The organism is Amycolatopsis sp. WAC 04182 (genome assembly GCF_003947465.1).
In the GTDB taxonomy this organism is placed as follows: Bacteria; Actinomycetota; Actinomycetes; order Mycobacteriales; family Pseudonocardiaceae; genus Amycolatopsis.
The window spans coordinates 1,292,471-1,318,892 of record NZ_QHJJ01000003.1 but is presented as its reverse complement, the minus strand read 5'-3'; the positions used below and the strand labels follow the sequence as shown (position 1 = coordinate 1,318,892).

Annotated in this window: 23 protein-coding genes; 13 read left to right on the top strand and 10 right to left on the bottom strand. The window is 66.7% G+C overall.

The window, feature by feature from the left end:
- Positions 1-45: 45 nt before the first annotated feature.
- Entirely contained in the window at positions 46-765 is a 720-nt protein-coding gene (locus tag DMH01_RS19770; RefSeq protein WP_125678685.1) for a trypsin-like serine protease, read from the top strand.
- Between the two features lie 451 nt (positions 766-1,216).
- Here the strand turns inward: DMH01_RS19770 and DMH01_RS19765 are convergent, their stop codons facing one another.
- The 5 genes from DMH01_RS19765 to DMH01_RS19745 all read right to left on the bottom strand — a co-directional run bounded on the left by DMH01_RS19765 (position 1,217) and on the right by DMH01_RS19745 (position 9,524).
- Entirely contained in the window at positions 1,217-1,984 is a 768-nt protein-coding gene (locus tag DMH01_RS19765; RefSeq protein WP_125678684.1) for a twin-arginine translocation pathway signal protein, read from the bottom strand.
- Positions 1,985-2,258: 274 nt separating this feature from the next.
- Positions 2,259-4,424, bottom strand: coding sequence for an ATP-binding cassette domain-containing protein (locus tag DMH01_RS19760; RefSeq protein ID WP_125678683.1), 2,166 nt, complete (start codon positions 4,422-4,424; stop codon positions 2,259-2,261).
- Positions 4,425-4,427: 3 nt separating this feature from the next.
- Positions 4,428-6,221: a serine/threonine-protein kinase gene (locus DMH01_RS19755; protein WP_125678682.1), complete on the bottom strand. Its 1,794-nt coding sequence runs from the start codon at positions 6,219-6,221 to the stop codon at positions 4,428-4,430.
- A gap of 2 nt (positions 6,222-6,223) precedes the next feature.
- Positions 6,224-9,091, bottom strand: coding sequence for a toll/interleukin-1 receptor domain-containing protein (locus DMH01_RS19750; protein ID WP_125678681.1), 2,868 nt, complete (start codon positions 9,089-9,091; stop codon positions 6,224-6,226).
- A 49-nt stretch (positions 9,092-9,140) separates the two neighbouring features.
- Entirely contained in the window at positions 9,141-9,524 is a 384-nt protein-coding gene (locus DMH01_RS19745) for a molybdenum ABC transporter substrate-binding protein (RefSeq protein WP_125678680.1), read from the bottom strand.
- Between the two features lie 330 nt (positions 9,525-9,854).
- Here DMH01_RS19745 and DMH01_RS19740 point away from each other — a divergent pair, with 330 nt between their 5' ends.
- Genes DMH01_RS19740 through DMH01_RS19730 form a run of 3 tightly spaced genes read left to right on the top strand, consistent with a single transcriptional unit; the run spans position 9,855 to position 12,168 of the window.
- Positions 9,855-10,433, top strand: a complete 579-nt coding sequence (locus DMH01_RS19740) for a TerD family protein (RefSeq protein WP_125678679.1) — start codon at positions 9,855-9,857, stop codon at positions 10,431-10,433.
- A 34-nt stretch (positions 10,434-10,467) separates the two neighbouring features.
- On the top strand, positions 10,468-11,547 hold the full coding sequence (locus DMH01_RS19735) for a DUF475 domain-containing protein (RefSeq protein ID WP_125678678.1): 1,080 nt from the start codon (positions 10,468-10,470) through the stop codon (positions 11,545-11,547).
- Between the two features lie 45 nt (positions 11,548-11,592).
- Positions 11,593-12,168: a TerD family protein gene (locus DMH01_RS19730; protein ID WP_125678677.1), complete on the top strand. Its 576-nt coding sequence runs from the start codon at positions 11,593-11,595 to the stop codon at positions 12,166-12,168.
- A 161-nt stretch (positions 12,169-12,329) separates the two neighbouring features.
- Here DMH01_RS19730 and DMH01_RS19725 read toward each other — a convergent pair whose 3' ends face one another.
- The gene (locus tag DMH01_RS19725; RefSeq protein ID WP_370323445.1) at positions 12,330-12,884 is read right to left on the bottom strand and encodes a CGNR zinc finger domain-containing protein; all 555 of its coding nucleotides are present in this window, start codon (positions 12,882-12,884) and stop codon (positions 12,330-12,332) included.
- Positions 12,885-12,948: 64 nt separating this feature from the next.
- Here DMH01_RS19725 and DMH01_RS19720 point away from each other — a divergent pair, with 64 nt between their 5' ends.
- From DMH01_RS19720 to DMH01_RS19695, 6 genes are all read left to right on the top strand, one after another.
- Positions 12,949-13,581, top strand: coding sequence for a haloacid dehalogenase type II (locus DMH01_RS19720; protein ID WP_125678675.1), 633 nt, complete (start codon positions 12,949-12,951; stop codon positions 13,579-13,581).
- Between the two features lie 72 nt (positions 13,582-13,653).
- Positions 13,654-14,151 carry a hypothetical protein gene (locus DMH01_RS19715; protein WP_233621599.1) on the top strand — a complete coding sequence of 166 codons (498 nt, stop codon included), beginning with the start codon at positions 13,654-13,656 and terminating at the stop codon, positions 14,149-14,151.
- Complete coding sequence (locus DMH01_RS19710; protein WP_233621598.1) at positions 14,151-15,527, top strand: hypothetical protein; 1,377 nt, start codon at positions 14,151-14,153, stop codon at positions 15,525-15,527. The genes DMH01_RS19715 and DMH01_RS19710 overlap by 1 nt, the downstream gene beginning before the upstream one ends.
- Positions 15,524-16,894, top strand: a complete 1,371-nt coding sequence (locus DMH01_RS19705) for a VWA domain-containing protein (protein WP_125678673.1) — start codon at positions 15,524-15,526, stop codon at positions 16,892-16,894. The genes DMH01_RS19710 and DMH01_RS19705 overlap by 4 nt, the downstream gene beginning before the upstream one ends.
- A gap of 20 nt (positions 16,895-16,914) precedes the next feature.
- Positions 16,915-18,027, top strand: a complete 1,113-nt coding sequence (locus DMH01_RS19700) for an AAA family ATPase (RefSeq protein WP_125678672.1) — start codon at positions 16,915-16,917, stop codon at positions 18,025-18,027.
- Entirely contained in the window at positions 18,024-20,789 is a 2,766-nt protein-coding gene (locus DMH01_RS19695) for a DUF5682 family protein (protein WP_125678671.1), read from the top strand. Before DMH01_RS19700 ends, DMH01_RS19695 begins: the two co-directional genes overlap by 4 nt.
- 42 nt (positions 20,790-20,831) lie before the next feature.
- Here the strand turns inward: DMH01_RS19695 and DMH01_RS19690 are convergent, their stop codons facing one another.
- Positions 20,832-22,298 (bottom strand): carotenoid oxygenase family protein, encoded by a 1,467-nt coding sequence (locus DMH01_RS19690; RefSeq protein ID WP_125678670.1) that lies wholly within the window; start codon positions 22,296-22,298, stop codon positions 20,832-20,834.
- An 83-nt stretch (positions 22,299-22,381) separates the two neighbouring features.
- Between DMH01_RS19690 and DMH01_RS19685 the strand changes: the two genes are divergently transcribed.
- Positions 22,382-23,101, top strand: coding sequence for a TetR/AcrR family transcriptional regulator (locus DMH01_RS19685; protein WP_125678669.1), 720 nt, complete (start codon positions 22,382-22,384; stop codon positions 23,099-23,101).
- Here the strand turns inward: DMH01_RS19685 and DMH01_RS19680 are convergent.
- Positions 23,085-23,690 carry a TetR/AcrR family transcriptional regulator gene (locus DMH01_RS19680; protein WP_125678668.1) on the bottom strand — a complete coding sequence of 202 codons (606 nt, stop codon included), beginning with the start codon at positions 23,688-23,690 and terminating at the stop codon, positions 23,085-23,087. The two genes, DMH01_RS19685 and DMH01_RS19680, sit on opposite strands and share 17 nt — an antisense overlap.
- 90 nt (positions 23,691-23,780) lie before the next feature.
- Between DMH01_RS19680 and DMH01_RS19675 the strand changes: the two genes are divergently transcribed.
- Positions 23,781-24,653 carry an alpha/beta fold hydrolase gene (locus tag DMH01_RS19675; protein ID WP_125678667.1) on the top strand — a complete coding sequence of 291 codons (873 nt, stop codon included), beginning with the start codon at positions 23,781-23,783 and terminating at the stop codon, positions 24,651-24,653.
- Here the strand turns inward: DMH01_RS19675 and DMH01_RS19670 are convergent.
- Positions 24,635-25,243: a TIGR03086 family metal-binding protein gene (locus DMH01_RS19670; protein ID WP_125678666.1), complete on the bottom strand. Its 609-nt coding sequence runs from the start codon at positions 25,241-25,243 to the stop codon at positions 24,635-24,637. The genes DMH01_RS19675 and DMH01_RS19670 overlap by 19 nt on opposite strands.
- Positions 25,244-25,313: 70 nt before the next feature.
- Here DMH01_RS19670 and DMH01_RS19665 point away from each other — a divergent pair, with 70 nt between their 5' ends.
- Entirely contained in the window at positions 25,314-25,742 is a 429-nt protein-coding gene (locus DMH01_RS19665) for a MarR family winged helix-turn-helix transcriptional regulator (protein WP_125678665.1), read from the top strand.
- 6 nt (positions 25,743-25,748) lie between these two features.
- Here DMH01_RS19665 and DMH01_RS19660 read toward each other — a convergent pair whose 3' ends face one another.
- The gene (locus tag DMH01_RS19660; RefSeq protein WP_125678664.1) at positions 25,749-26,369 is read right to left on the bottom strand and encodes a hypothetical protein; all 621 of its coding nucleotides are present in this window, start codon (positions 26,367-26,369) and stop codon (positions 25,749-25,751) included.
- Positions 26,370-26,422: the final 53 nt, after the last annotated feature.

The following is a 26,422-nucleotide window of genomic DNA, read 5'->3' as shown; positions in this document are numbered from 1 at the left end:
CCCCATCGCGCGGCCGAATCCGGGCCGCAGAAATGAGTCGGAACCATGCGACTGCGCTCCTTCGCCCTGATCGCCGGCACCGCCTTCGCGGCGCTGCTCGGCGTCACCGCCCCCGTGGCGTCCGCCGCGGAACCGTCCTCCGACGTCCAGCCGATGATCATCGGCGGCCAGAACGCGACGAGCGGCCCGTGGGCGGCTAGGCTCTTCGCCAACGGCAGGCAGACCTGCACCTCGACGATCATCGCGCCGCAGTACATCCTGACCGCGAAGCACTGTGTGGCCAGCAGCGGCACGTTCACCTTCCGGATCGGCAGCCTCGACCAGCAGAGCGGCGGCACCATGGCCACCGGCTCCACCGTCACCCGGCACCCGAGCGCCGACCTCGCGATCGTGCGGCTCACCGCGCCGGTGAACGCGACGTACTCGCCGCTGGGCACCACGGCCAACGTCTCCGTCGGGCAGACCGTCCAGGTCTACGGCTGGGGTGCGACCAGCCAGTGCGGCTCAGAGATCAACTGCCAGTCTCGCTACCTGAAGGTCGCCAACGTCTCGGTCACGTCGGTCTCCTGCCGTGACTACAACGGCGGCATCGCGGTGTGCGCGCGCCGCGGCGACGGCATCACCGCCGGCGGGGACTCGGGTGGCCCGATGTTCGCCTCCGGTCGTCAGGTCGGCGTCGCCTCGACGAGCGACCGGCAGACCACGACCGCGTACACGAACATCACGCGGTACCGGCCCTGGATCCAGGGTATCGCCGGCGTCTGACGGTCGGCGTGATCCAGTACGAGTCGAACTGGCTGACGTGAGCTTACCGAGTGGGGTCGTGAGTGGTAATGAGGGTTATTGAGGGCAAGGCAAACGTGTCGTGGTCGGCACCTCCGTGTCCCTCGAAGCTGCTGCCCTGATGCTCGCGTCGCGAAAGCCACTTTCGGGACACCAGATGTCGCGAAAGTGGCTTTCGCGACACACCCGCGAGCGCCGGCACTCCCGCCACCCTCGATCCCCATCCGGTCGACCGTTCACCCCGCCGACGTTGCGAAAGCCACTTTCGCAACGCTAGAGGTTGCGAAAGTGGCTTTCGCAACACGCCACCTTTGACTTACCCCTCGATAGAACGCTCTTTGCCACTCACGACCCACTCTCCTGAAAGTGTCCCTTGTGGAAAAGTCGTGAAGGCCCTCCCCGGCGGTTGCCGGGGAGGGCCCTGTGCTTCGCTCTAGTCGGGACGGCCGACCTGGGTGTTCGACAGGTCGAGACCGATCGCGAAGTCCGCCGTGTAGCCGCTTCCCGCCTGTTGCGGACGCAGCAGCATCTGGGCCCCGCCGTTGCGGTAGATCGAATCCCGGCTGTTGGTCGTGTCGGCCGGTCCTTTCCGCCGGTACGGATCGGTCCGCAGATAGGCCGCGCCGAACTCGGGGGTGAAATAAAGCTGCGAAGTGAACTCGTACGGCCTGCCATTGGTGCCGGTGGTGCGGATTTTGAGGTGGATATGCAGTGTGCGTCCCGTGTACCACCCCGGCAGAATGGTGGTGAACCGGGCCGCTCCGGTTTGGTCGGTGTTCTGGTAACCGCGCAGGAAACGGCGGCCTCTGCTGCCCTGGGACGGAATGTCGGAGTACAGCCCGAACGCGTCGCACTGCCAGAGGTCGACCATGGCGCCCGGTAATGGCGTGCACTGCTGCTGGCGGATTTGCTGAACGGTGAAATTGAGCGCCAGTGCGGTGCCGGGAACCAGTTGCCCGGTGGACGGCTCACTGCGGATATCGGAGCGGTTGAGCCGTTCGTCGACGAAGTACGGGCCCTCCATCTGCTCCGGCTTGACCACACAATCCAGCGTGCAGATATCGGGTGCGCCCGGGCTGGAGGTGGTGGCGCTCGCGGTGGTGGATCCGGCGACGGCGAGTGTCGCGCCGGCGGCACCGAGGAGAATCAGCGCCTGTCGCCTGCCGAGAACTCGGCCTACTGGCTCATCATCGTCATGCATGGGGTTCCTTTTCGCCAAATGATGGGAGTAAGGGAACTGAACGCGACAAGGATTGGCAACAAGGTGTCGCGCGCATCTGATTTTCCAACATGACACGGCTGCTGTCGAGAAAGTTCACTCGCGTGCATCATACTTCGGAGCGAGCACTATTCTTTGATGGGCCGAATTCGTGAACCGCTGTTACGGCATTTCGCCTACGCCGCCCCGAATCCGGCTTGGGAAAGCCCGCCACGGCGACTATTCAGCTCTCATTGTCGCCGATCGGACGGGAGCGTCAGGCTCGGCAAAGCCGGACCATGCGGACAGTGAGGAGGACCGCGCACAGGATCGTGGTCACCGCCAGAACGGCGATCGAGAGCAGCCACCAGTGGGGCGCGTGAGTCCACAGAACGTCCGGAGGAGTCCCGGTCCTGTTGAGATCCACGGTCGCGGCACCTGCCGCGTACCCCCACCTTGCCGGTACGAACCAGGAAAGCTGATTCAGCACGGCCCGGCCGGTGACCGGAATCATTCCGCCGCAGAGCACCAACTGAGCCATGACGGTGACCACCAGCACCGGCATGGCCTGCTCGCTCGAGCGCACCAGCGCGGAAGCCAAAAGACTGAACAGACAGGACGTGGTCGCCGTACCCCAGACCGCGAACGCGAGTTCGAGTGACACGCTGCCAAGTGCGACGCCGTCGACCGGTCTCGGTTTGACAGTGACGAGAACACCGACCAGCAAGGCGCTCTGAGCGCCGCACACCAGGCAGAACATACCTGCTTTGGCCACAGAGTACGCGGCCGGCAGCAAACCCGCCGCACGTTCCCTCAGGGCGATCGATCGTTCACCGATCACCTCTCGTGCAGCGGCGGCACCACCCATGAAAGCCGCGCCGATGAACAGCAGCACGAGGATCTGACCTGCTTCGGCCGCTTCGGTCGGAGACCCGTTTCGAAGACCGGCCCGCCCGGGAACGGTCAATGCCAGTAGAGCGAGAGCGGCCGGGAGGACGGCGAGGAAGATCGCGTATCCCGGGTCGGCGAAGATCAGGCGCGTATGCCTCCTCGCCAAGGTGCGAACCTGACGTGTGAAGGCGGGCTTGCGTACGCCCGGATCCCGTGGCTTCCTGACCGCGGCCGACCGACGTGGCAGGTCGTCGGCAAGAAGGGCAGGAGGCTTCTCCACGACACTGGTGATGATGTCGGCCCAGTCGTCGGTCCCGAAGCGTCGGCGTAATTCGCCCGGCGCACCGGTGAACGCGGGAATTCCACCCGGCGCCAGCAGTACTACCTTGTCGCACTGACCGAGATTGAGCACGTTGTGGGTCACCAGCACCACGGTCCGGCCCGCGTCCGCGATCTTCCGCAGACTGGACATGAGTAGCCGATCGAGCGCCGGGTCCAGGCCGGATGTCGGCTCGTCGAGGAACAGCAAGGACGGTGAGGTGAGAAGTTCGAGTGCCACCGACACCCGCTTGCGCTGGCCCCCGGACAGGCGCGCGATTCGGACGTCGGCGTGCTCGGTCAAGCCGAGTTCGTGAAGTGTCGCTTCGACCCTGGCGCGTACTTCCGGCTTGCTGGTGTCGTCCGGAAGCCGTAGGTCGGCCGCGTAAGTGAGCGCCTGGCGCCCCGTCAATCTGGAATGTACGAGATCCTCCTGCGGTACCAGGCCGATCCGGCTGCGTACCGCCGCGTATTGATCATGGACCTCGTAGTCGTCGTAGTGGACGGTCCCGGTCTCCGGCCGCAACTCCCCGGACAGCACCTTGAGCAGTGTCGATTTCCCCGCGCCCGAGGGGCCGAGAATGGCGACCAGCTCACCCGGTCCCGCCTCCAGGTCGACTCCGACGAGCAGTTTCCGGCCTCCGGGCAGGCTGTAGCCGAGATGTCTGGCGACGAGAGCGGCTCGTGTGGTCCCGGCCGGAACGAAGTCGTCGCCGTCGACGAGAAGATCCGTTCCGCCGAAGGTCAGCCGATCGCCGTTGAAGACCGGGGTCGGGCCGGAGATCGGGACAGCGTTGAGCAGGGTGCGGTTCCGGGGACCCAGGTCCGTGACCCGCCAGCCTGAGAAGCTACGTTCCAGCCGGGCATGGTGCCGTGACACGCGCACGTCGTTCACGATCAAGTCGTTGTCGCGAGCCCTGCCCACGGACACGGCGGTACCGGACGGTGCGTTCCGACGCGACGGTTCGACGGCCAGCTCGATCGGCAGACCCTCTGCCAGCAGAACAGAGCGGCTGCCGGCGAGTGGTTCCGGCATGGTGGTGCTGTTCGCTCGGAGGTCGGCCATCGTCCAGCCGTCGTCGTAGCTGATCCGCAAGTGCTCCCGGGACACCCGGGCGTCATCGACCAGGACGTCACAGTGGCCGGACCGTCCGATGGTGACGATCTGCCCGGGAGTAAACCGCCACGAGCGTATGCCGAAGGTGATCGACAAGGCAGGTTCCGGTGGGTTCATCGGTCAGCTCGTCGGAACACTTGATGAGCTGGGCACTTCTCCCGGAAGCCCGAGAAGCCGGGCCTCACCGATATCCACCGTTCCGCCGAAGCACTCCGAGTTGGAACCGAGTGGCTGCCATTGCACTCTCAAGCGCAGAACGCCGCTGAGATCGACATTCACCTCGGTCGCCTTGCCGTATTCCAGCAGCGACGAGATCAGCTTGCGGCCGTCCGCGAAAATCTCCAGCTGGACCTTCAAGTCGGTATCTCGTGAATCATCATCGATACCCGCCGTGGCGATCAGCCGCCGGTAGCCCTTGGTGAGGTTGTATTCGACAGCCTGAGCCGCGTTGCTGCAGCCCAGCTCGTCGTGAACGGTGTGGGTCAGGATCTTGCCGGCGATCCTGCCTGCGGCGCTCTGGCTGGACCACTCGCCGCGTACGGGTTGCAACTCGTCCAGATACACCTGAACAGCTTCCCTGGCGACGGTCAGCTTGATCTTCCCGTTCAACCGATCGCCGGGTTTGGGTTCCTGCTCGATCACGGTTCCCGGCTTGCCGGTCTGTTCGATCGATTCGATGATCTCCACCTGTACGCTGGACGGCAGTGAATCCTGCGCTTCCGACACCGCCTTGCCGACCAGATCAGGGGCCGTGGTCATGGCCGGCGCGGAACTGGTGGTCTGAACGTCGCTCACCGGTGGTACGGTGCGCGAAGTTCCCGGTGTCGTGGTCTGTCCGCTTGGTGCGGCTTCGGGTGATTGCCGTGCCGAGTTCCACACGGCCGCACCTCCGCCGACGAGGGCGAAGATCAGTAGTGTCAAGGCGATCTTCTTCGTGCGTTTGCGCTTGGGCACGGGAACTCCGCCACCAGGGCCGTGCATGACGTCGGGCGGACCGACTTGGATCTGTGGAGTCAGCGGTATGGCGCCAACCGTTTCCTGCGTGTGCGCGATCGGCGTGGCTGCGGGCGGAGCCGACAGGGGGAGTGCCACCGGGATTCCGGTGAGCTCCGGGATCATTGCCTCGAGCACGGTGGCCACTTGCTGCGCGGACTGAGGCCTGGCGCGTGGCCCTTTCGCCAGAAGCCAGCTGATCATGTCCCAGAGCTGGTCGGGGATTCCGTCCGGTCTCCCCGGCTCGTATTCGGCGTGCTGCCGTACTACCTGGAGCATCGATTTGCCGGCGAAGGGAGTCACGCCGCAGCACAGCTCGTAGAGAACGATGCCCAGCGAGTAGAGATCCACCGCGGTGGTGGCCTCGTCGCCTTCCGCGAGCTCTGGAGCGACGTACTGCGGAGTCCCGGCCAAGAGGGAACTCCGCCCGACGTCGCTGGAGTGGGCGATCCTGGAGATACCGAAGTCGGTGAGACGAGGAACCCTGGCCGCGCCTGAGTCGTCCATCAAGACGTTCTCCGGCTTGACATCCCGATGCACGACACCTGCGCGGTGCACTTCGGCCAAGGCCGACGCTATCCCGGCGCCGATCCTCGCGACCTCCGACGGGAGCACGGTGCCGGTGCCGGCCAGCCACGTTCGCAGATCGCCACCATGCACCGACTCCATGACGATCGCGACGGTCTCGCCCTCGACCACGAGATCGTAGACCGGGACGAGATTCGGGTGCCGTAGCCCGACGAGGATCGACCGCTCCTGCAGAAAGCGTGCGACCACGCTTGGATCACCGGTCAGGTCGCTGCGCAATATCTTGAACGCGAACTCTTGTCCATCCTGGTCCGTTCCCGCGAATACCTGCCCCATGGCGCCGCTGCCCAGGAGATCACCCACCCGATACCGGCTGCCCAACGCACGATCCATGACTAGTTCTCCTTCTTGGTGCCGAGGATCCGCTCGAAGACGAGGTAAGAGCCCACCATCCAGTGGGGTAGTCGCAGCACCCACTGGGCCGTGGTCGCTTTGGCCGACAGGTCGACGTTCGGACCAAGTACGCTACGGAGGGTCTTGGCCGCCGCGTCGACCAGATCGACAGCTCGTTTTCGTTGCCCGCAGTCGCCCATGACCAGGGCGATCCCGAGATCGAGCTGAGTCTCGACAGTCTCGGGGTGATGGCTTCCGAGAGTGTCGATCTGTTGCGGCAAGAGGTCTTCCAGCATCGCTGCTTGACGGTGGAACTCCCTGAGCTGTCCGTGCGCCAGCGCCATCCCGTGCCTCGCGCGCAGCCGCAGCAAATGGTTCGCGCCGAGTCGCCGAGCGATCTCGTCGTCGGTGGCGGCGAGTGCGGCCAAAGCCGCCTCAGGCTGACCCAATGCCAGCAACGCGCGGTCGGCCTTGACCCATATTTCCAAGGTCAGGGGATTCTCCGGGCCCAGTAGCTTCGCGTAGTGGGTTTTGAGTTCTCCGAGTCCGGTGGCGGAGTGGCGCCAGCTTTCCGGATCGGCGCCGAGTTCCGTGAAGTCGAGGGTCAGAGTCGCTTCCGCCTGAATGACGAGAGCTTCGAGGCGCCGTCCGTGCCGGGGCATACCCGCCTCGGTGTATCCGTCGGCGACTTCCCTGGCGAGCACGCGTGCCTGGCGAGCCTTGCCGGTCAACTGGAGGACTCGGGCGAGTTCCAACTTGACGGACGGCTCGATGTCGTCGCGGAGCGGGCCGGGTGGCGCGGCTCGTAACTCGGTCACCGCGGACTGAAGCGATGCCACCGCGTCCTTGGGTCTACCCCGCTGGCGCTGTCTGACGGAGATCGCGAGCGTCGTCCACAAACGTTCTTCGTCACTCATCCAAACAGGAGGTTGCCGGCCGTGGTGATCCCAGAACTCACGGTCCGCTTCCCGATAATCGCCTCGCGCGTCCAGAGCCCGTGCTGCCAGCAGTTTCGCTCGGTACTTCACCTGATGGTCGTCAGTGTTCGCCGCGGCGTGTCGCGCATGGTCCACGGCCTTGTCATAGTGACCGCAGCCGATTTCCGCTCTCGCCGCGGTGAGCAGATCGATGACAGCGTCGTCGACCGCCAGTAGCTCGCCGAATACCTCTGCCGCCGCGACCAGGTTGCCTTGGCGCTCGTAGAAGGTTCCGGCAAGACGCAGCAGGGATACCCGGTGTGACGCGGCGACGGCCTCATTCCTGCCCAGTGTCTCGGCGTGTTGAACGAGGTTGCCTTCAGCCGATCCTCCGAGGAACGCGAGTACCGCGGGCGCCGCGACCGAGGTGATCGACTCGTCGGCACCGACCGCCTCGGTGACGAGGCGGTGCACCTGCCACCCGCCGTCGATGACGCTGAGGAAGCTGCTGGCGGCCAACTCGTCCGCCGCGGAACCGAGGCGCTCTTGAGCCGGACCTTCGGCGCACCCGAGGATTCGACCGGCCAGTGTCGCCGGGAAGGGAACCGGCGCGAGCACCGCCGCGACTCGCAGGATGCGGCGAGCCAGGGCACTGATGTTCTCGAGGTCGTCCCGAATGGCCCGGATGACGGAGGGTGACGTCCGGTCGAGGTGGTCGATGAACTTTTGGCTGGTGATCAGGTCCGGCCGATTGCGCGCCGCGTTCGCCGCGCCTCGAATGGCCATCGGGTGGCCATCACAACGCCGGACGAAGTCGTCGACAGCGGCTCGCTCGGCATCGCTCGCGGGTTCGCGGCCGGTCGCGAACAGCAAACGGCCGTCGGTGTGACTCAATCCCTGCAGCCGTACGCTCCGGACGTCCCAGCCGGGAGCGCCGCCCCGTCCGGTCAAGATCGTGCGCACCACCGGCGACGGGATGAGGAGCTGATCGAGTACATCCGGCGGAATGCCGGCAGGCACGTCATCGATCACCCAGAGGACGCGTTCGCGTCGGCCGGTGAGGTGGTCCGCGATCATTTTGCCCAGCCGAGTGGGGTCGACCCCTTGGGCGCGGAGTCCGTGACTGCTGTCGGCCACGTCGCGCAGGGCCGCGTGATAGCGCGAAAGGACACTCTCATGGTTGGTGTGCGACGGGAGCGCGCCGAAAGGTTCAAGCCAGAAGACGCCGCCTGGAAAGGCGTCGCGGTAGAGGTAGGCGTACTGCTCGGCGAGGCTGGTCTTGCCTTGGCCGGCGATACCCTGGATCATCACCGCCGGTCGGGATTCGGGCAGGCGTACGGCGGGGAAATCCGAAGCATGGAGTCCACTATGGACATCCCACATGTCGGGGTATCGACCGATGAACCGGCGAGGACGCAGAATCCGAGCCGGCATCACGGCAGGATCGGCCGGTGCGCGGGGAGTACCCAAGGAGCAGTCTGCGGCTCTCACCTTCTTCACGACACGGTCGACGAGTGTGCCGATCGTGTCCTGGGTGACCGGGCCCGCGAAGAAACGGGCGTCCGCGAGCTCGATCGGCTTCAGATGAGAATCCTTCAACGGGCCTTCGGGGTTGACCACGAGTACTCGATCTGCCGGATTCCCGTGCCGTCGCGCCGCGATCAACGCCGCGGTGAGTTCCCATTGGCAGGCGTAACGAGTCGGGAACTGTTCCGAGAAGTACGCGAGCAGGACCTTTGTCGAGGCCAGTGCGTCGACCAGATCCTGTGTGATGCCGTCGAATTCTTCGATGTCCTCATCCCAGAAGACGCGGAGGCCCGCCGATTCCAGTGAGCCTTTGATGAACCGTACGACAGCCGATCCGGCCGGGTCCGCCCTGGTGAAGCTGATGAACACGTCGAATTGGTGGACCGGGTTTGTCCGGCTCAGCCTGAACGGGTCGAATCCGTGCATCGATGGCCTTTCTGGTAGGGGTTCGGCGCACTATCGGCATTGGTCGGATTCACTGCCCCGGTCGCCCTGTTGGTCCTTTCCCGCCGAACATGCCGCCGAACCCCAAGGGATGACCGCACAGGTCGGCGATCGTCGAGGTGGCCTGCACGAGTGCGTGGCCGGTGGTGGAGTTCGAGTCGGCGATCTTGGTCAGCGCCGCGGAATCCATGGTCAGACCAGGGGCTCCCGGATATCGGCCCGCCGCGTCTGCGAGGTCTTCGGCCTTGCTGAACAGCGCGTTGTCATACAGTCCGTTCGCGCCGAGGAGTTTCTCGCCCAGCTGGTCGAACGTGGTGCAGACCTCGGTTCGCGTGCTGGGACCGGTAGGGCCGCAGCCTGAAACAGTGGTCAGCCCCACGACAGCCGCCAAGGTGACCATGGTGACGATGCGCATGATGGGTCCCCTTACTTCTTGGATATGACCACTTGGTCGCAGGCTAGGGCAATTTCGCTACTCGTTTCAGGTGACGAAAAAGAAATGTCATGAATCTGGCCTGTTCCCGGAAAATTCTGTTCCGGCAACAGGTCTTGTCCGGTCGGATATAACTGGACAAATCAGTGACAAACGCCTTTTGTCGGAAACATGTTCAGTCGTGGGCTCGACGATGAAGGGCAACACGGACTCACTAAAACTCGCCATGTCGGAGCGAGCCGTTCGGGAGTGTTCGCCCGATAGTGGATTGTTCGTGACTTACCGAAAGTATCACAACATTGGAGGAAGATCATGGGAGTCAGTCTTGCCAAGGGCGGAAACGTTTCTTTGACGAAGGAGGCGCCTGGGTTGTCCGCGGTCACTGTCGGTCTCGGCTGGGATGAGCGTACGACGAGCGGTGAACCCTTCGATCTCGACGCGAGCGCCATCATTGCCGGCGCCGACGGCAATGCCCTTTCCGACAAGCACTTCGTCTTCTTCAACAACCTGCGCAGCCCTGACGGTTCGGTCGAACACACTGGTGACAACCTGACCGGCGACGGTGACGGTGACGACGAGCAGATCAAGGTCGATCTGGCGGGTGTTCCCGCGGAGGTCGACAAGATCCTGTTCCCGGTTTCGATCTACGATGCGGCCGGTCGTGGGCAGACGTTCGGTCAGGTCCGCAACGCGTTCATCCGGGTCGTGAACCAGGCCGATGGGCGTGAACTGACCCGGTACGACCTTTCCGAGGACGCTTCGAACGAGACCGCCATGGTCTTCGGCGAGCTGTACCGCAGCGGCGACGACTGGAAGTTCAGGGCGGTGGGCCAGGGCTACGTGACCGGTCTTGCCGGTATCGCCAAGGATTTCGGCGTCAACGTCGGCTGAACGAGTCGCTGACCGGTGAAATGGTAGGGAAGAGATGTTTCTGAAAACGTTCGGAACGGCGCTCGGGATCACCGTTGTCGGCCTGATCTTGGCTTTCCTGTACGGTGGCGTTGTCGGTCTGTCTGTCGTTGTCGTTCTAGCGGTACTGGAGATATCACTTTCCTTCGACAATTCGGTCGTCAACGCCACGGTGTTGGATCGTATGAACGAAAAGTGGCAACGACTGTTCCTCACGGTCGGCGTGCTCATCGCCGTGTTCGGGATGCGCCTGCTCTTCCCGGTGATCATCGTCTGTGTGACGGCGAAGCTCTCACCGGTGCAGGCCTACCTGCTCGCAATGGACGGCGGTGGTGTCGACACGCCGGGAAGTTACGCTCATGTGCTTCATGAAGCGCACCCGGCGATCGCGGCCTTCGGTGGCGTGTTCTTGCTCATGCTCTTCCTGAGCTACATCTTCGAGGAGCGCGAGATCACGTGGCTGTCCTGGTTGGAGCGGCCGTTGGCAAGGGCGGGCAAACTCGATCAATTGCCGGTGGTGGTCGCCGGGGGTGCGTTGCTGCTCGCGGCGAACTTCCTCGCTCCTGTCGGAAAGCCGATCAGCGTGATGGTTTCCGGAGCGCTCGGGCTGATCGTCTTCATTCTCGTCGATGGCGCCGGTCAGATGTTCTCCTCCGGCGGAGACCGCAATGACGGAGGCTTGGTCAAGGTCGCGGGCAAGGCTGCATTCATGCTGTTCCTCTACCTTGAGGTTTTGGATGCGACTTTCAGTTTCGACGGAGTGATCGGCGCGTTTGCCATCAGTTCCGATCCTGTGGTGATCGGAATCGGTCTCGGGATCGGAGCGATGTACATCCGCTCCATGACCGTGTTCCTGGTGAGGAAGGGGACACTGAACGAGTATGTCTATCTGGAACACGGGGCGCAGTGGGCGATCGGCGCGCTGGCCGTCTTGCTCCTCGCCTCGATCAAGTACGAAGTGCCTCAGCTGCTCACCGGAACGGTCGGCGTCGGATTCATCGGAGTGGCCTTCTTGTCGTCGATCATCCGGAACAGGCGCAAGGGGAAGGAGAGTCCTGATGTCATCGTTCCCGGTGCTGAATCGGCGGCGGTCTGACCGGGTTCCGCAAAGCGGGTCGTTCACGAGTAAAGGAGAAACAAGATGACGATGAGCTTGGTCAAAGGTCAAAAGGTTTCGCTCTCCAAACGGACAGGTGGATCTCTGACCCGGGTCCGGATGGGGCTCGGCTGGGATGCCATGAAGAAGAAGGGTATTTTCGGCAGTAAGAAGCAGACGATCGATCTGGACGCTTCGGCGGTTCTGTTCGATGCCGCGGGCAACGTCGTCGACCAGGTCTGGTTCAAGCAACTCAGAAGCGACGACGGCTCGGTTCAGCACACGGGAGACAACCTGACCGGTGACGGCGAGGGTGACGACGAGTCGATCAAGGTCGACCTGAAGCGGGTTCCTGCTGCCGTCTCCTCGATCGTCTTCACTGTCAACTCCTTCACGGGGCAGGATTTCTCGCAGATCGAGAATGCTTTCTGCCGGTTGATCGACGAGGTGGAAGGGGCTGAGATCGCGCGTTATGATCTGAGTGGCTCTGGTACGCATACGGCCCAGGTGATGGCGAAGTTGGCTCGCGAGGGCGACGGCTGGTCCATGACCGCGATCGGTTCGCCGGCGTCCGGCCAGACCTTCCGGGACCTGCTGCCGTCCATGGTGGCGCACCTGTAGTAAGCGTGTTCGGGTGATGGCGGAGTTCGATTTCCGGCCGAGGGCGACAGGCGCGATCCCGCTTCGAGTGTCGTTGGTCGAGGCGCGTCGGCGCCATCGGTGATGCCCAAAGGCGGGTGAGTCGGCCGGTCCGGCCCCATGAGGGGGCGGGCCGGCCGAGATCATGTCGCGTCGCGCGCTGAGGCTCGACGTGCCCGATGGTTCGCGACGTTGACGCGATTCCCGCACAGTCCTGGCATGCAATAGCGGCGCCGACCGGGGCGCGTCGTGTCGATGAACGCACCTCGGCAGGTCGGTGCGCCACAGGCCCGGAACCGTTCCACGCCGAGAGACTGGACGACGCCGAGTATTCCGACGCCGCAGACCAGGGCTAGGGAGTCCGCGGCCGTCGCGCCAGGCCGGACCGAAACGGCCCATTGTGCGCTGTCGGTCAGAAGGGTGACGCCACCGATCGAAGAGGTGAGCGCGGTGGCGCCGGTGATGAGGCGCGCCCGGTCCGGGTGGTCGACCAGATCCCGCACCGTGGCGCGTAGCCGGTGAACGGCGCGCAGATCGCCAGGCCGGGATGGTTCGGGCAGTGAGTGAAGCTCGGCGAAAGCGGCGAGAGACTCCAGGTCGGGAAGCTTGTCTTCGCCGTGCCAGACCTCCGGGGCGGTGTTGACCAGGTCGGTGGCGACGCCCGCTGACCGGACGTAATCGTCTAATGCCACTTGCATCCCTTACCGACCTCTCGTACGTTCACGGTTAACCGCTACTTTAACCCTTACTGGGAGGTTGTCCGTGGAGATCGACGCGTTGGTGTTCGACATACTCGGCACGCTCGTCGACGAACCGGCCGGGATCCGCGAGGCCGTCCGGCGAGCCGTGCCGGATGCCGATGGCCTGGTCGACCAGTGGCTGAGCCACGTCGAGACCGAGCAGCGGCGCATCGTCGCGGGGGAGAGGCCGTACGCCCCGAGCGACGTTCTCGACCGTGAAGCGGCCCAGTCGGTCACCAAGACGGACGTGGTGCCGAAGCTCCCGCCATGGCCTGACACTCTCGACGGGCTGGCTCTCCTCGCGGAGCGATACCCGCTGATCGGGCTCTCCAACGCCAGCCGGACGAGCCTGCTTCGCCTCAACGCCCATGCGGGCCTCCGGTGGCATCTAGCGCTCTCCGCCGAGGAGGCGCAGACCTACAAACCGGACCCGGCTGTCTACGAACTGGCCGTCGAGGCCTCGGGTGTCCCGCCGGAGCGGCTGCTGATGGTCGCGACCCACGCGTGGGACCTGAGGGGAGCACAGAGCGTCGGTCTCCGGACCGCCTACGTCGCCAGGCCCGTCGGGGACCCGCCGACGGCCACGGATCGCTTCGACCTCCATGCCGACGGCCTCGCCGATCTGGCGGCTCAGCTCGCGAAAAGGCGGTTGTGATCAAAACTGTCGGTGCCTCCCGCTAGGTTCATCCCAGTCCCCACCGAGGCACCCCCGCAAGGAGAAGATGCGTTGTCAGACTGGGAAAGAGCGAGCACGGCCAGGGTGTTGCCACCCGCTCGCCCGCGCAAGCTCGCGAAGGTCCCGTTCGTCGAATTGGCCGACGGACGGGTGCAGGGCGTGGTGTCCAGCGGATCGGACATCGGCCGCGTGTACGTCTCGTCGGTCGCGGCGAGCACCTACGAATTCGCCTGCAGTACCAACAACAACCGGCCCTGCGGCGGGGCTCGGGGCATGTTCTGCAACCACATTCTCGCCCTGATCAACGAATCCACCCTGCAGTACGGTGCCGAGCGGGTCGCGCGGTACTTGCGCGTCGAGGTTCCGGAGCCGACCGCACAGGCCATTTCGCAGACCATGAGCGCCACGCGGCCGTCGCAAGGCGACAACACCGCCGCCGCTTCCGTGTTCAGCCAGTTCTTGCGGCACTTGGCCTACCTCGAATTCGAGCCGTCGACGGCGCCGGTACCGGAGCTGCAGTGGTTCCCGCCGACGAGGACGGTGGTGTGATGCGCGTCGATCTGCTCACCGATCCCATCGCCGGTCTCGACGAGGCGCTGGCGGTTGTCGACGCCTTCGACGACGTGCTCGTCGCCGGCTTGCTCCGTCCCCAGAAGACCGCCGGCTTGATCGAGCTGGCTGACGCCGTCGCGGGGTCGCCGCTCGCGGCTCGGGTCGCGGAGGCAGCGGAGAAGACCGCGGCCGGTGCCGCGGGGGAAGAACACTTCGTTTCCCTTGCCGCGGCAAGGATCGCGGTCTTTGGTTCCGTGCACGACGCGGTCCTCGCCCGGCTTGTCGAAGCGACCGGCCGGCCACTGGGCGACGATTCCGCCGGGCAAGCAGCCGAGCCGGAGTTGCCCAATCTGCTGATCGCCGCGAGGTCCTGGCTGTCCGATCTGGCCCGCGCGGGCTGGCAGGGTATCGACCACGACCTGATCTCGGCCTCGGCGCAGGTGATCTCGGCGTTGCTCGCTGAGCCGAGCCTGCGTCGGCTGGCCGTCCTGCTCGACGGCTTCGCCGCGGAACTCGCGGCGTCCTGTCCTGGCGCGGCGCTGGAGCGGATCCCCGCTCGGCGCTGGGGCGACCTGTGGTCGCGCGGAATGCTGCTGACCCTGCCCGGGGCGGCGGCGCCGTCGATCGGCACGGTCACCGGCCGCCTGCTGCCCCTCGGGGTCGACCTGCTGGAACATGCGACGGCCGCGCAGGCCCAGGTCCACGCCGTCTTCGAACCCGAAGACGGCACCGCTCCGCGGCTCGTGCGCGCGAACGTGACCGCGCCGAAGCCGGACACGATCATCGGCGCCGGGATCTGGCAGTTGCTGCGCCCGCATCTTTCCCTGCTCACGGCGATCAGCGAAGGCCGCTCGATGGACGTCGCCGACATGCCGGTCACGGCGGAGGGCGACCTCCTCTGGCGAGACGACCATGCTCGTCTCGGAGAGCCCGCGGACGCGTTCTCCACGGCGCGCGTCGCTCTGCCGAAGGCCGTCACGCCGACGGTCGCGCCGCTGGATCGGCACCCGGTGCGGCTCGCCGTTCCCGTCTTCCTTGAGGGCTATGGCATCGAGGGCGACGAAGACGCGCTCACGTTCACCTTCGCCGGGAATCGGCTCTCCGTCGAGACCGACCGCATTCCGGCGGCCGGTCCGCTGACCCCGAAGGCGGTCGCGGGTTCCAGCGCGTGCATCGGCCTGATCCGGTGGGACGGCGGATTCCGGCTCCAGCCGCTCGCGGTCGAGACGACCGTGCGCAAGAAGACCACCGCCGTGCACGCCGGAGCCTGGGCCGGCGGCACCACGGACAAGGCCGGGGTGAAAGCCGAGAAGGCGGCCACCGACGCCGCGGCCGTACTGCGCGAGCGCGCCGGAAGGCTGCTGCGGAAATGACCGAATCCGAGGACAACCGCCGCCAGGTCCTGTACTGGCGGCTGCTCGCCCGGCTCTTCGACAGCGAGGAGCAGGCCGCGCTCGAATCGGCGAGTGTGGCCGTGGTCGAGGACATCGGCCTGCCGTCCGCCGTGCTGGATCCGAACGTCGCGGTCGACTCGGTCGTCCAGCGTCATCCGGAGCTGGCGGCCGAGTTCGACCGGCTGATGGTTCCCGAAGCCGAGGACAGCCGGGACAAGGCCGCGGAAGTGCGGCGCGCGGCGCTCGTGTCGAAGGTGCTGCTCAACGTCTTCGCTCCGGCGCCGCCCACGGTGACGGCGGAGCAGTTGTCCCGCTGGCAGGCCGACGCGGGCTGGCTGGAGCGCGCGCTGGGCTGCCGTCCGGGCGAATTGCGAGGGGGTCGTCGCGGCGGCGCCCCGACCGGCCTCGGCGGCACCGGCGGTGGCGGCGCGCCCGACTTGAGCACCTTGCTCCCGGCGATCGGCCCGGAGCTCGGTGGCATCGAGGCGGACCTGGTCAAACGGATGCAGCTGCGTGAGGTCCTCGCCGACCCGGCGCTCGCGGCGAAGCTGAGCCCGAGCATGTCGCTCATCGAACAGTTGCTGCGGGACAAGGACAACCTGTCCGGAGTGGCGTTGGCCAACGCCAAATCGCTCATCCGCCGCTACGTCGACGAGATCGCGGAAGTCCTGCGGACCCAGGTCGAGAAGGCCTCGACGGGCAAGGTGGACCGTTCGGTCCCGCCGAAACGCGTGTTCCGCAACCTCGACCTCGATCGCACCATCTGGAAGAACCTCACCAACTGGAGCCCCGACGAGGAACGGCTCTACGTCGATCGCCTCTACTACAAGCAGACCGCGAAGAAGACCACGCCGCAGCGGCTCATCGCGGTCGTCGACCAGTCGGGCTCCATGGTGGACTCGATGGTCAACTGCGCGGTGCTGGCCTCGATCTTCGCCGGACTGCCCAAAGTGGACGTCCACCTGATCGCCTACGACACGCAGGCGCTCGACCTCACGCCGTGGGTGCACGATCCCTTCGAAACGCTGCTGCGCACCAATCTGGGCGGCGGCAACGACGGCATGGTCGCGATGGCGCTGACCCAGCCGAAGATCGCCGAACCCGCGAACACCGTGGTGGTGTGGATCTCCGACTTCTACGAGACCCGCGTCGAGCAGCTCTTCGAGAGCATGGCCGCGATCCACCGGTCCGGGGCGAAGTTCATCCCGGTCGGCTCGGTCACCAGCGCCGGCCGGGGCAGTGTGAACCCCTGGTTCCGCGAGCGCTTCAAGGATCTCGGCACGCCGGTGATCTCCGGCCACATCACCAAGCTCGTCCACGAACTCAAGACTTTCCTCACCTCCTGAACCTTCCCGAAAGGCAAGACATGTCCGACCTGTTGCGCGCCCCCGCCGAGATCAAGTACGCCGAAGAGCTGGACTGGCTGGAGTCGGTCGACGACAACCCCAAGCCGTTCGCCTGGCGTCTGTCCCCGAAGATGTTGCGCCTGTTCATCCTCGGTTCCGAGCGCGCCGACGGCCTCGACCGCGAGATCGCGCAGAAATGGTTCGGCGACCGGAACATCGTCGAGCGGGCCATCGTCACGCTCGCCTCGGACCGCGGGCTCCTGCTGATCGGCGACCCCGGCACCGGCAAGAGCTGGCTCGCCGAACTGCTGGCCGCGGCCATCTCCCGCAACTCCACGCTCGTCGTGCAGGGCACCGCCGGCACCACCGAGGACCACATCAAGTACTCGTGGAACGTCTCCATGGTCATCGCCAAGGGCCAGTCCCGCGAGTCGATGATCCCGTCGCCGATCATGACCGCGATGGAGGCGGGCTCGATCGGCCGTTTCGAGGAGCTGACCCGCTCCACCAGCGACGTGCAGGACGCGCTGATCTCGATCCTGTCGGAGAAGTACATCTCGGTACCGGAACTGGACAGCGACGGCATCGTCTTCGCCAAACCCGGTTTCTCCGTGATCGCCACCGCCAACAGCCGCGACCGCGGCGTCAACGACCTGTCGTCCGCGCTGAAGCGCCGCTTCAACTTCGTCCGCATCCCGGTGGTGACCAACAAGAAGAGCGAGGCGGAGATCGTCCGCTTCCGCACCGAGGAACTCCTGCGCCGTCACCAGATCGAGCTGGACGTTCCGCCCACGCTGCTCGACGTGCTGCTGCGCAGCTTCGGCGACCTGCGTGCCGCCGCGGCGTCGGCGGGCAGCGACGACGAGAAGCTGGAGTCCGCGTTGTCCACCGCCGAACAGATCGGCGTGCTCGAAGACGCGGTGCTGCACAGCAACTTCTTCGGCGAACGCGAGCTGACCGCCCGCGCGCTGGCGTCCTCGCTGGTCGGTTCGCTCGCCCGTCGTGAGCCCGAGGATCTGGCGATCCTCAACAAGTACCTGCACGGTGTCGTCGAGCCGCGCAGCAAGGACGAGGGCGGGGACTGGCCCGAGTTCCTCGACGGTGGCCGCGACGCGATCGCCTCCCTCTCGTGAGCGGCGCCTTCGAGGCGTTGCGCGGCCAGTTGCAGGAGGCCGCGGCCGCCTTCGCCGACGGGCCCGGCGCACTGGAGGGCATCCTGCTCGGGCTCGTCGACGACGTCGACCGCGCGGTGCGCGAGCCTTTGGAGATCTTCCCGGTCTGCCACCATTCCCCGGCTTCGGCCGTGGCGATGGCACGGCGGCTGCGGGAGAAGCAGCCGAAGGTGGTCTACCTCGAACTGTGCGAGGACATGGCCCCGTTGCTGACCGAGCTGCGCAACTGCCGTCTCCCCGTCGCGGTTCAGGCCTTCGCGACGGAGGTGAAGGGATTCCCCGCGGAGTGGGCGCCGCTGTCGGTGGTCGCGCCGATCACCGAGGCTTCGGCCGAGTACCAGGCGATCGCGTACGCCCTCGACACCCCGGGCGTCGAGCTCGTCCTCGTCGACCGGTCTTCGGACCACGTCTTCCAGTGGAACGAAGGCGAACCGTCCCCGGAGCCGGACGCGCCGCCCGCTGAGGAGGAGGCGGCGCTGCACGGTGACGCGGTCGGCGTCGAGATCGGTGATCTCAGGCCCCGGTTCGCCGAACTCGAGGAACACCTCCTGCGGCACGGGCGGGTGCGGCACTGGTCGGAGTGGTGGCACCAGTACGTCGAGCTGCCGCTCGGCGACAGCGACCACGACACCTACCGCCAGGTCATGTTCCTGATCGGCAGCCTGTTCCGCCGTCTCGCGCCGGGCGACACCAAGCGCGTCCGGGTGGACGAAGACCGCGAGCGCTACATGTGGACCCGCATGCGCGAGCACCTCGCCGCCTCGGGCGCGGATCCCGCGGACTGTCTCTACATCTGCGGTGCCTTCCACGCGGCCAGCCGGGTCGCGGAGTTCGGCGTCGAGGGTACGGACGGGTTCGTGATCAGCCCGCGCAGCGAGAGCACGTGGCAGTACGGCCTGATCCCGTCGAGCCACGCCTCGATCGAGGCGCAGTTCGGGCTCGCCGGGGGATCGGTGTCGATCGCCGCGACCGAGTGGGCGAAGAACCTGAAGCGCACCAAGGTGAAGCAGTTCCAGCTGGAAGGACAGGTAGGAGGGCCGAAGCGGAAGAAAGCCGCGGAGCTTCCCGCGCCGACACCGGATCCGGTGGCAGTGGACCCATCGGACCAGCTTTCGGGTTTCCTGCAACGACCTCCGGTGCTCGACCGGCTGGACGAGGCGGAGCTGCTGGGGTGGTCGGTCGAGATCGTCCGCGCGGCGCGGCGCAACGGGTACCTGGCCTCGACGGCCGACGCCATCGCGGTGTTCGAGACCTCGATCCTGCTGGCGGGCCTGCGCGACCGGGCCAAGCCGACGCCGTACGACTTCCAGGACGCGGCGGTCACCTGTATCGAAAAGGACGTCGTGCCCGGCAGGCGCGACGTGCGCCGCCTCGTCGAGATCATGATGGGCGGGGACCGGATCGGCCAGGTCGGCTACGACGCGTTGCCGCCGCTGGCACGTGACGTGCACGACCGGCTCGAACCCCTGAACCTCAAGCTGCAGCAACGAGGTGTGCAACGGGCGCTGCTCGACATCGCGTCGAGGTCGGAACTGGAGCCCTGTTCCGATCTGCTCTGGATGCTGCGCTACCTGATGCCGCACGGTGCCGCGCGGCCGATCATGGGGGAGCGGCGGCTCGGCGAACGGCCGATCCAGGAATCGTGGGATCTGGCGCTGGGCACCCACCAGCGGGCCCTCATCGAGCTGGGCTACGAGGGCGTCAGTGTCGAACAGGTGCTGGAGCAACGGCTTCGGCGTGCCGCCTATCATCCGCAGGCCACCGCGGCGAAGGTGCTCGGAGCGGTCGAAGACGCGACGCTCTACCTTCGCAGCGCCCGGCTGGCGGGGGAGCTGGGCACGCGTGCCCTGGAGGTGCTGGCCACCGAACGCACCGTCGACGGCGCCCCGGAACTGCTGCGGCGGGTGCGGAGGCTGCTGGCGCACTACCGCACCAGCGAGCCGGTGCTGCCCCGGTGGATCGAGGACTTCGTCCGGACGGGGTACGCGCACTACTGCACGCTGCTCCCGGCGGCCTTCGTCGACGAGGAGGCCGGTGTCGAGCAGGTCGCCGCGATGCTGGGCTTCCTGTTCAGCATGGAGGCGCTCGCCCTGTCCCTGGGATGCGACCGTACGCAGCTGGAGCTGGCGATGGCCGGATCGCATCCGGAGGAACCGTCGAAGGTGGCGCTGCTGTGGGCGGCGCAGGTCCAGCTCGGCCGTCTCTCGCGTGCGGAACTGCGTGAGCGGTGCGCCGGACTGCTGGCGAACCCGATGGTGCTGCCCGCTTATCCGCGTTACCTGAGCGGTTTCGTCCACGCGTTGGAGCCGGCGCCGGGATTGGCAGACTTCGTCGTCGAGGCGGTGTCGAACGCTTTCGCCGAGCTACCGGACAGGCTGCTGCTGCCGTGGTTGCCGACGTTGATCACCACGCTGCGGTCTCGCGGCGCGGAGCTGGTGCCGCTGCTCGTACGTGAGGCAGGGCGGATCTTCCCCGGCAGGCTCGCGGCGCTCGACGAATGGGTCCCGCCCTGGAAGGACCAGCCGGAACCCCGTGCGGTGACGAGGAAGACCGGAGGCGGCGGCCTCGCGTTGCTGGCGGCGCACCCGGCGGCCTGCGACGCCGTGGCGGGCCTGCTGGGCTGCGAGGAGCCGTGGGGGAGCACCGCGCCCGCCGGCTTGGCGCTGCTCGAGCGGTATCCGGACTCCGCCGCCGCGTTGGAGGAGGTGCTCACCGGCGGGTGAACCCGAGGGCGGTCGCCGCATGGCCGGCGACCGCCCGATCCGTCAGTCGGCGACCCAGCTTCCGTGGAAGCCCAGTGGCACCGGCCTCGGCAGGTGGATACGGGCCAAGGGCTTCGCGGTGAAGTCCTGTGCCGCGAGGATCACCAGGTCCGAGGCGTTGCGGTCGGGGTTGTTCACGTAGGCGAGGGCGTAACCGTCGTCTTCGGACTTGCTGCGGGACGACGGTACGAACACCGCTTCACTCGCGTCGGCGCCCCGCCCGAAGCGGTGCACCTCCGAACGCCCGTTCCGCAGATCGTGCTTGATCAGCGCGTTGCCGAAGGATCCGGAGGGCTTGTCCAGGTAGACGTCGAACAGTTCGCCGGGCGAGGCCGAGTAGCCGTACCTGTGCCGCCGTGACACCAGGCTTTCGTTGACCCGCGGGAATTCCTGCGGCCGGTCGTCGAGGACTCGGCGATGGACCCGCCCTCGCGCGAGATCGATCGTCCAGCGCTCCAGCACCGGCGGGCCCGACGCCGACGGGCCGCCGAAGCCCTGCTTGCCCGCCACCTCGAACGGAGCCGGCATCGTGGTCAGGTCGACCACGACCGTGGAGCCCTGTTCGTAGGCGTTGAGCGTATGCGAATAGAACACCGGATCCACCCCGAACCAGCGGACCGGGCCGCCGTCGCGGTTCATCACCCCGACCCTGGCCGGATGGTCCGTGTTCCACTTGTAGGGCACGACTTTGCCCGGCTGTGGATCGAAGGTGACCGGCACGTCGAAGACGACCACGTAGTTCTCGGTGAGCCCGAAGTCGTGCATCATCGGACTGTCGGTGACCGGGATCCGGGTGGTCCGCACGACGCGGCCGGTCCGGTCGACCATCAGATGCCGTACGTGATCCCACGTCGGGTGATAGGTCACCGCGTGGAGTTCGTCGGCGCGGGCGTCGAACTTCGTGTGCGCGGTGTAGGAGCCTTCCAGCGAACCGCCGAAGTCGAACGGCCCCAACGTGTTCAGCTCACCGTCGAGCTCGTACGGCGGCGCGCCGGACTCCTGCAGGGTGAGGATGCGGCCGTGGTGGCTGATCACGTGGGTGTTCGGCGCGAAGTCCTCGGCGGGTACCGGCCACGGGTACCGTTCGCCGAGTTTCGCCGCGACGCCGGACGAACGCACCCACCGATTGCGGTACCACTCGGCCTTTCCGTCGCGCAGCCGGACGCCGTGCACCATGCCCTCACCCAGCATCCAGTGGTGGGCGCGTGGATCTTCGAGCCCGAGCACATTCGGCCCGGTGCGCAGGTATCGCCCGCAGAGATCCTGCGGAATGCGGCCGGTGACCGGGAGGCCGAACGCGGTCACCTCCTCCTTCACCGGCGCGAACGCACCTTCGACGAACGGGTAGCGCGGTGTCGCCGGATTCGGTGAGGCGAACGCGGTTCCGCCGCTGCCGGCAGTCGCGGCGACTCCGCCGATGGCCAGCGCGGCCGCCCCGCGGAGCACGTTCCGCCTCGTCGGTTCGGTCATGGTCGATCCCCCAACTCGTGAAGTAACTGTGTATGCCATGAACAGTGTATGCCTTTACCTGTTTTGGGTGCAACAATGCGGCCATGGACGACGTGGAGATCGAGTCGCTGCCGCCGGGTACCGCGCTTGCGTGGGGTCACGCCCCGGCACCCCGGCGTGGGCCCAAGCCGGGATACAGCCTCGAACAGATCGTCGACGCGGCCATCGCGCAGGCGGACGCGGAGGGCTACGCGGCGCTGTCCATGCCGTCGATCGCCAAACGTCTCGGCATCACCGCGAACGCCCTCTACCGGTATCTGAGCTCCAAAGAGGAACTGCTCGTCCTGGTGGCCGAGGCGGCGTGGGGGCCGCCGCCGGACCCGGTGTCCGGCGATTGGCGCGCCGCGGTCACCGTCTGGGCGCGCACGCTCCTCGAACGCTGCCGCCGCCATCCGTGGCTGATCGACCTTCCGGTGCGGAGGGCGCCGAGTACGCCGAATCTGCTGGGGTGGCTGGAGAACTTCCTCGCGGGGATGGCGGATTCGGGTCTGAGCGTCCAGGACGTGACCGGCTGCGCCGTACTGGTCGACGGATGGGTTCGCAGTACGGCTTCCTTGCTCCGGGACGTCAACGCGAGCCCGCCTGATCAGGTCCGGGCGCTGAGCGCGTTCCTCGGCCCGCGGCTCGAAGGGCGGGGCTACACGCGCGTCGCCGCCGTGATTTCCGGTGAGGCGTATGGCGAGGAGGGCATGGAGGAAGCCGACGTCGAGTTCGGCCTCGGTCGCATCCTGGACGGCATCGAGGCGCTCATCGAGCGCCGGTGAACACTCCGTCGAGCCGGTAGTCGACGATCTCCGACGCGCGCTCGGCCGTGTAGGCGTCGACCATGATCCCGGTGACCAGGCCGGCGGACATCGTCGCGAGCGCGTCCGCCTCGAGCAGGGGGTCGAGGCGGGTGGGGACGGCACCTTTCTCCTGTGCCGTCCGGAGCAGGCCGGCGATCGCGTGGACCAGGTGGGGCAGAAGGGGTTCCTGGTCGGGATCCTGGCTTCCGCGCGTGACGTCGACGGCGAAATACGAGATCTGGACCGCGGCCAGCATGCGGCGGCGCTCGCCGTCCGGCAGGACGGCGGTCAGGTAGGCGCGCACGATGGTGCGTTCGTCCTCCGTCTTCATCGCCTCGCCGATGCTCTTTCCGGCGATCTCGCCGGTCAGTTCGACGACCCGCTGCCAGGCGAATCGCAGCATCTCCTCCTTGGTCGGGAAGTAGTACTGGACCAGGTTCATCGAGATGCCTGCCTCCGCGGCCACCGCACGCAGGGTGACCGCCTGCAGCCCTTGGGCGGCGGCGATCCGGAAGAGGGCTTCCGCGATTTCGCGCCTGCGCTCTTGGTGGTCGACACGTTTCGGCACGCGATCACTCTGCCATGTCGGCGAGGGCTGGCCGGAACGGCCACCCACTGTTATGGTGCAAGTGCACTATAAAAACTTCGAGGAGGTCCGATGCTGGGGGAGTTCACCGACAAGAAGGCCGAGGAGCGCTTCTTCGCGACTTACGACGCGATCTTGCGGAAGTGGCCGGTTCCCGCCGAGGAACGGGACATCGAGACGAGATTCGGCCCGACCCGGGTCCGGAGTTGCGGGCCGGAAGACGGTCCGCCGATCGTGCTGCTTTCCGGGGGAATGGGCACGTCGCTGTCCTGGTACCCGCATATCGCCGAACTCGCCGCCCGGCACCGGATCCACGCCGTCGACTCGATCGGCGAGCCGGGACGGTCGATCCAGACCATGCCCATCGAGTCCACAGAGGACTGCGCGGACTGGCTCACCGAGGTCGTCGACGGGGTGCTCGCGGGAACCGGCCACGAGAAGGTCCACCTCGCCGGTGTTTCGCGAGGTGGCTGGCTCGCCTTGAACCTCGCGACCCGCTCGACCGACCGGATCGCCGGTGTCATCGCCATCGAAGCCGCGGGGTTCGGCGTGATCGACCGGAGTTTCATCTGGTGGAGCTTCCGGGAGATCTTCCTCTGGTTCCTGCCCAAGTGGTTTCTCCGGCTGGTGGCCTCCGGGGATCCGGACGTGCGGCACACCGTGCGGCCCCTGTTGTTCGCCGCGCTCAAGTACAAGCAGCGTCTCCCCGAGATGCACCTGTTCGGCGACGACGAGTTGTCCGGGATCGACGTACCCACCCGGATCATCGTCGCCGAACGCAGTGTCATCCACCGTGCCCGCGAGGTGGCGGACCGGCTCGCCTCACTGAACCCGCACATCGAGGTCGAGGTCGTGCCCAAAGCGACCCATGGGTTGTCCCTGGAGAAGCCGGAGCTGGTCACCGCCCGGATCATCGAGGCCGCGCGTCACGCCGCGGCCACCTGATCCGGCCACGACGGCGAACGGCCGAGCAGGGCGACGATCGTGTCCAAATCGGACGGACCCGTCTCGTCGACGGCCGGGCCGAAGGCGGCGCCAGGGGCCGTCCGGTTCTTCCCGTCCGGGATCGCCTTGGCGAACCGCAGTCCGGCGTCGAGTACCTCCCGCTGAAACTTGAGCGGCAGGCCGAGGGTTTTGGCCACGTCCCAGGAGTGCACCAGGTAGTCGACGAAATGGAAGCCCAGCGCCTGCTCCGCGGTGAAGGTGATTTCGGTGGAGAACTCGGGAAGGGCGAACCTCCGGTCGGCGAGGTCGTGGGGGACGAACGCGTTCAGGACCCGGTTCACCGACGCGCGGTAGGTGGCGATGGGGTCGTCGCCCAGCGGGAGCAGCCGCCAATGGCCGAGGTGGCTCTCGCCCTCGGCCGCGGCGGCGAACCCGTGGTGCTGGGTGGTCATATGCGCCAGCAGGCCGTGCAAGGTCCAGGCGCTGCATGGGGTCGGCTTGACCAGATCCGCGGGGGTGATCTTGCTGACGAGGTCGAGGCTGGTCCGGGTCACGAGGGCGTCGAGGAAGCGGAGCTCATCGATAGGCATACGCATATCATCTACACACGCGTACGAGTTCGTCAACGGGTTCCACCGACCGGGTCGGTATGGTCTGCGCATGGCGGAGCAGGGGAGGCCGGATCTCGCGGCGATGCTCGGCGGGCTGATGCGACGGCTGATGAACGCCGAGACGCCGGTGCTGGCCGAGCACGGGTTGACCATGTGGGGCTACGTGGTGCTGAGCGCGCTCGACGACGGGCCCGTCCGCACGCAGGCCGCCCTCGCGAAGGCCATCGGCGCGGACAAGACGCGGATCATCGGTACCCTCGACAACCTTCAAGAGGACGGGCTGATCACCCGCGAACCGGACCCGAAGGACCGCCGGGTCCGGCTGCTGGGGATCACCGAAGCCGGCCGCGCCGCGCGACGGTCGGCCCAGTCGAAGATCCAGGAGCAGGAGGAACGGTTGCTCGGACGGCTTCCCGCCGGTGACCGGGCGGCGTTCCTTCGCGCCGCGCGCCTGTTGTCCGAAGCCGAGTGGCCGTGAGCGGGTTCACCCGAGTTCTTCGGTGACCATGCCCGGCGGGTAGTCCGACGGCGACCGGCGCCACCACGCGCCGAAGGCCTGAGCCAGCCGCCGTGGCACCTCGACCTGTGCGCCGCCGCCGTGGAAGTCGATCGTGACCAGCACACCGCCGATTTCCGAGGTGTCCCAGGGGATTCGCCGGATCAGTTTCGCGTAGTCGGCGCTGGCGGACACGAACGTGACCACGTTCGCCGCCCCGAGCCGGCGGGCCTCACCGAGCACGGCGTCTTCGAGCACTCCCGGCGGCCAGTCGCCGAGCTTGAGTTTCCGGTCGTAGTAGGCGATCGGCTCGCCGGCGCGCAGGATTCCGTAGCCACCGCTGAGGATCAGCAGCCGCCCGGACGCGGCGGCCTCGCCGAGGGCGCCGCCGACGTTCCGGTAGAAGTTCCCGTTGTAGCGGAGCCACGCGGGTCGCAGTCCGCCGCCGTCGACCTTGGACCGCGTCAGGACCTCGGCCCGCGCGCGAAGCATCGGCTCGGGCCAAAGCGCGTCGGCCCCCGCGGAGGCGTCGCTGCCTCGGTTCTTGGCCTTCGAGGGACCGAGGACGATCAGGCTGTCGCGCGGTTCGATCGCGTTCAGAACGGTCACCCGCGAACCCTAAAGCGCCTCGCTGACCGGACGCTGATCGGTCCCGGGCATGC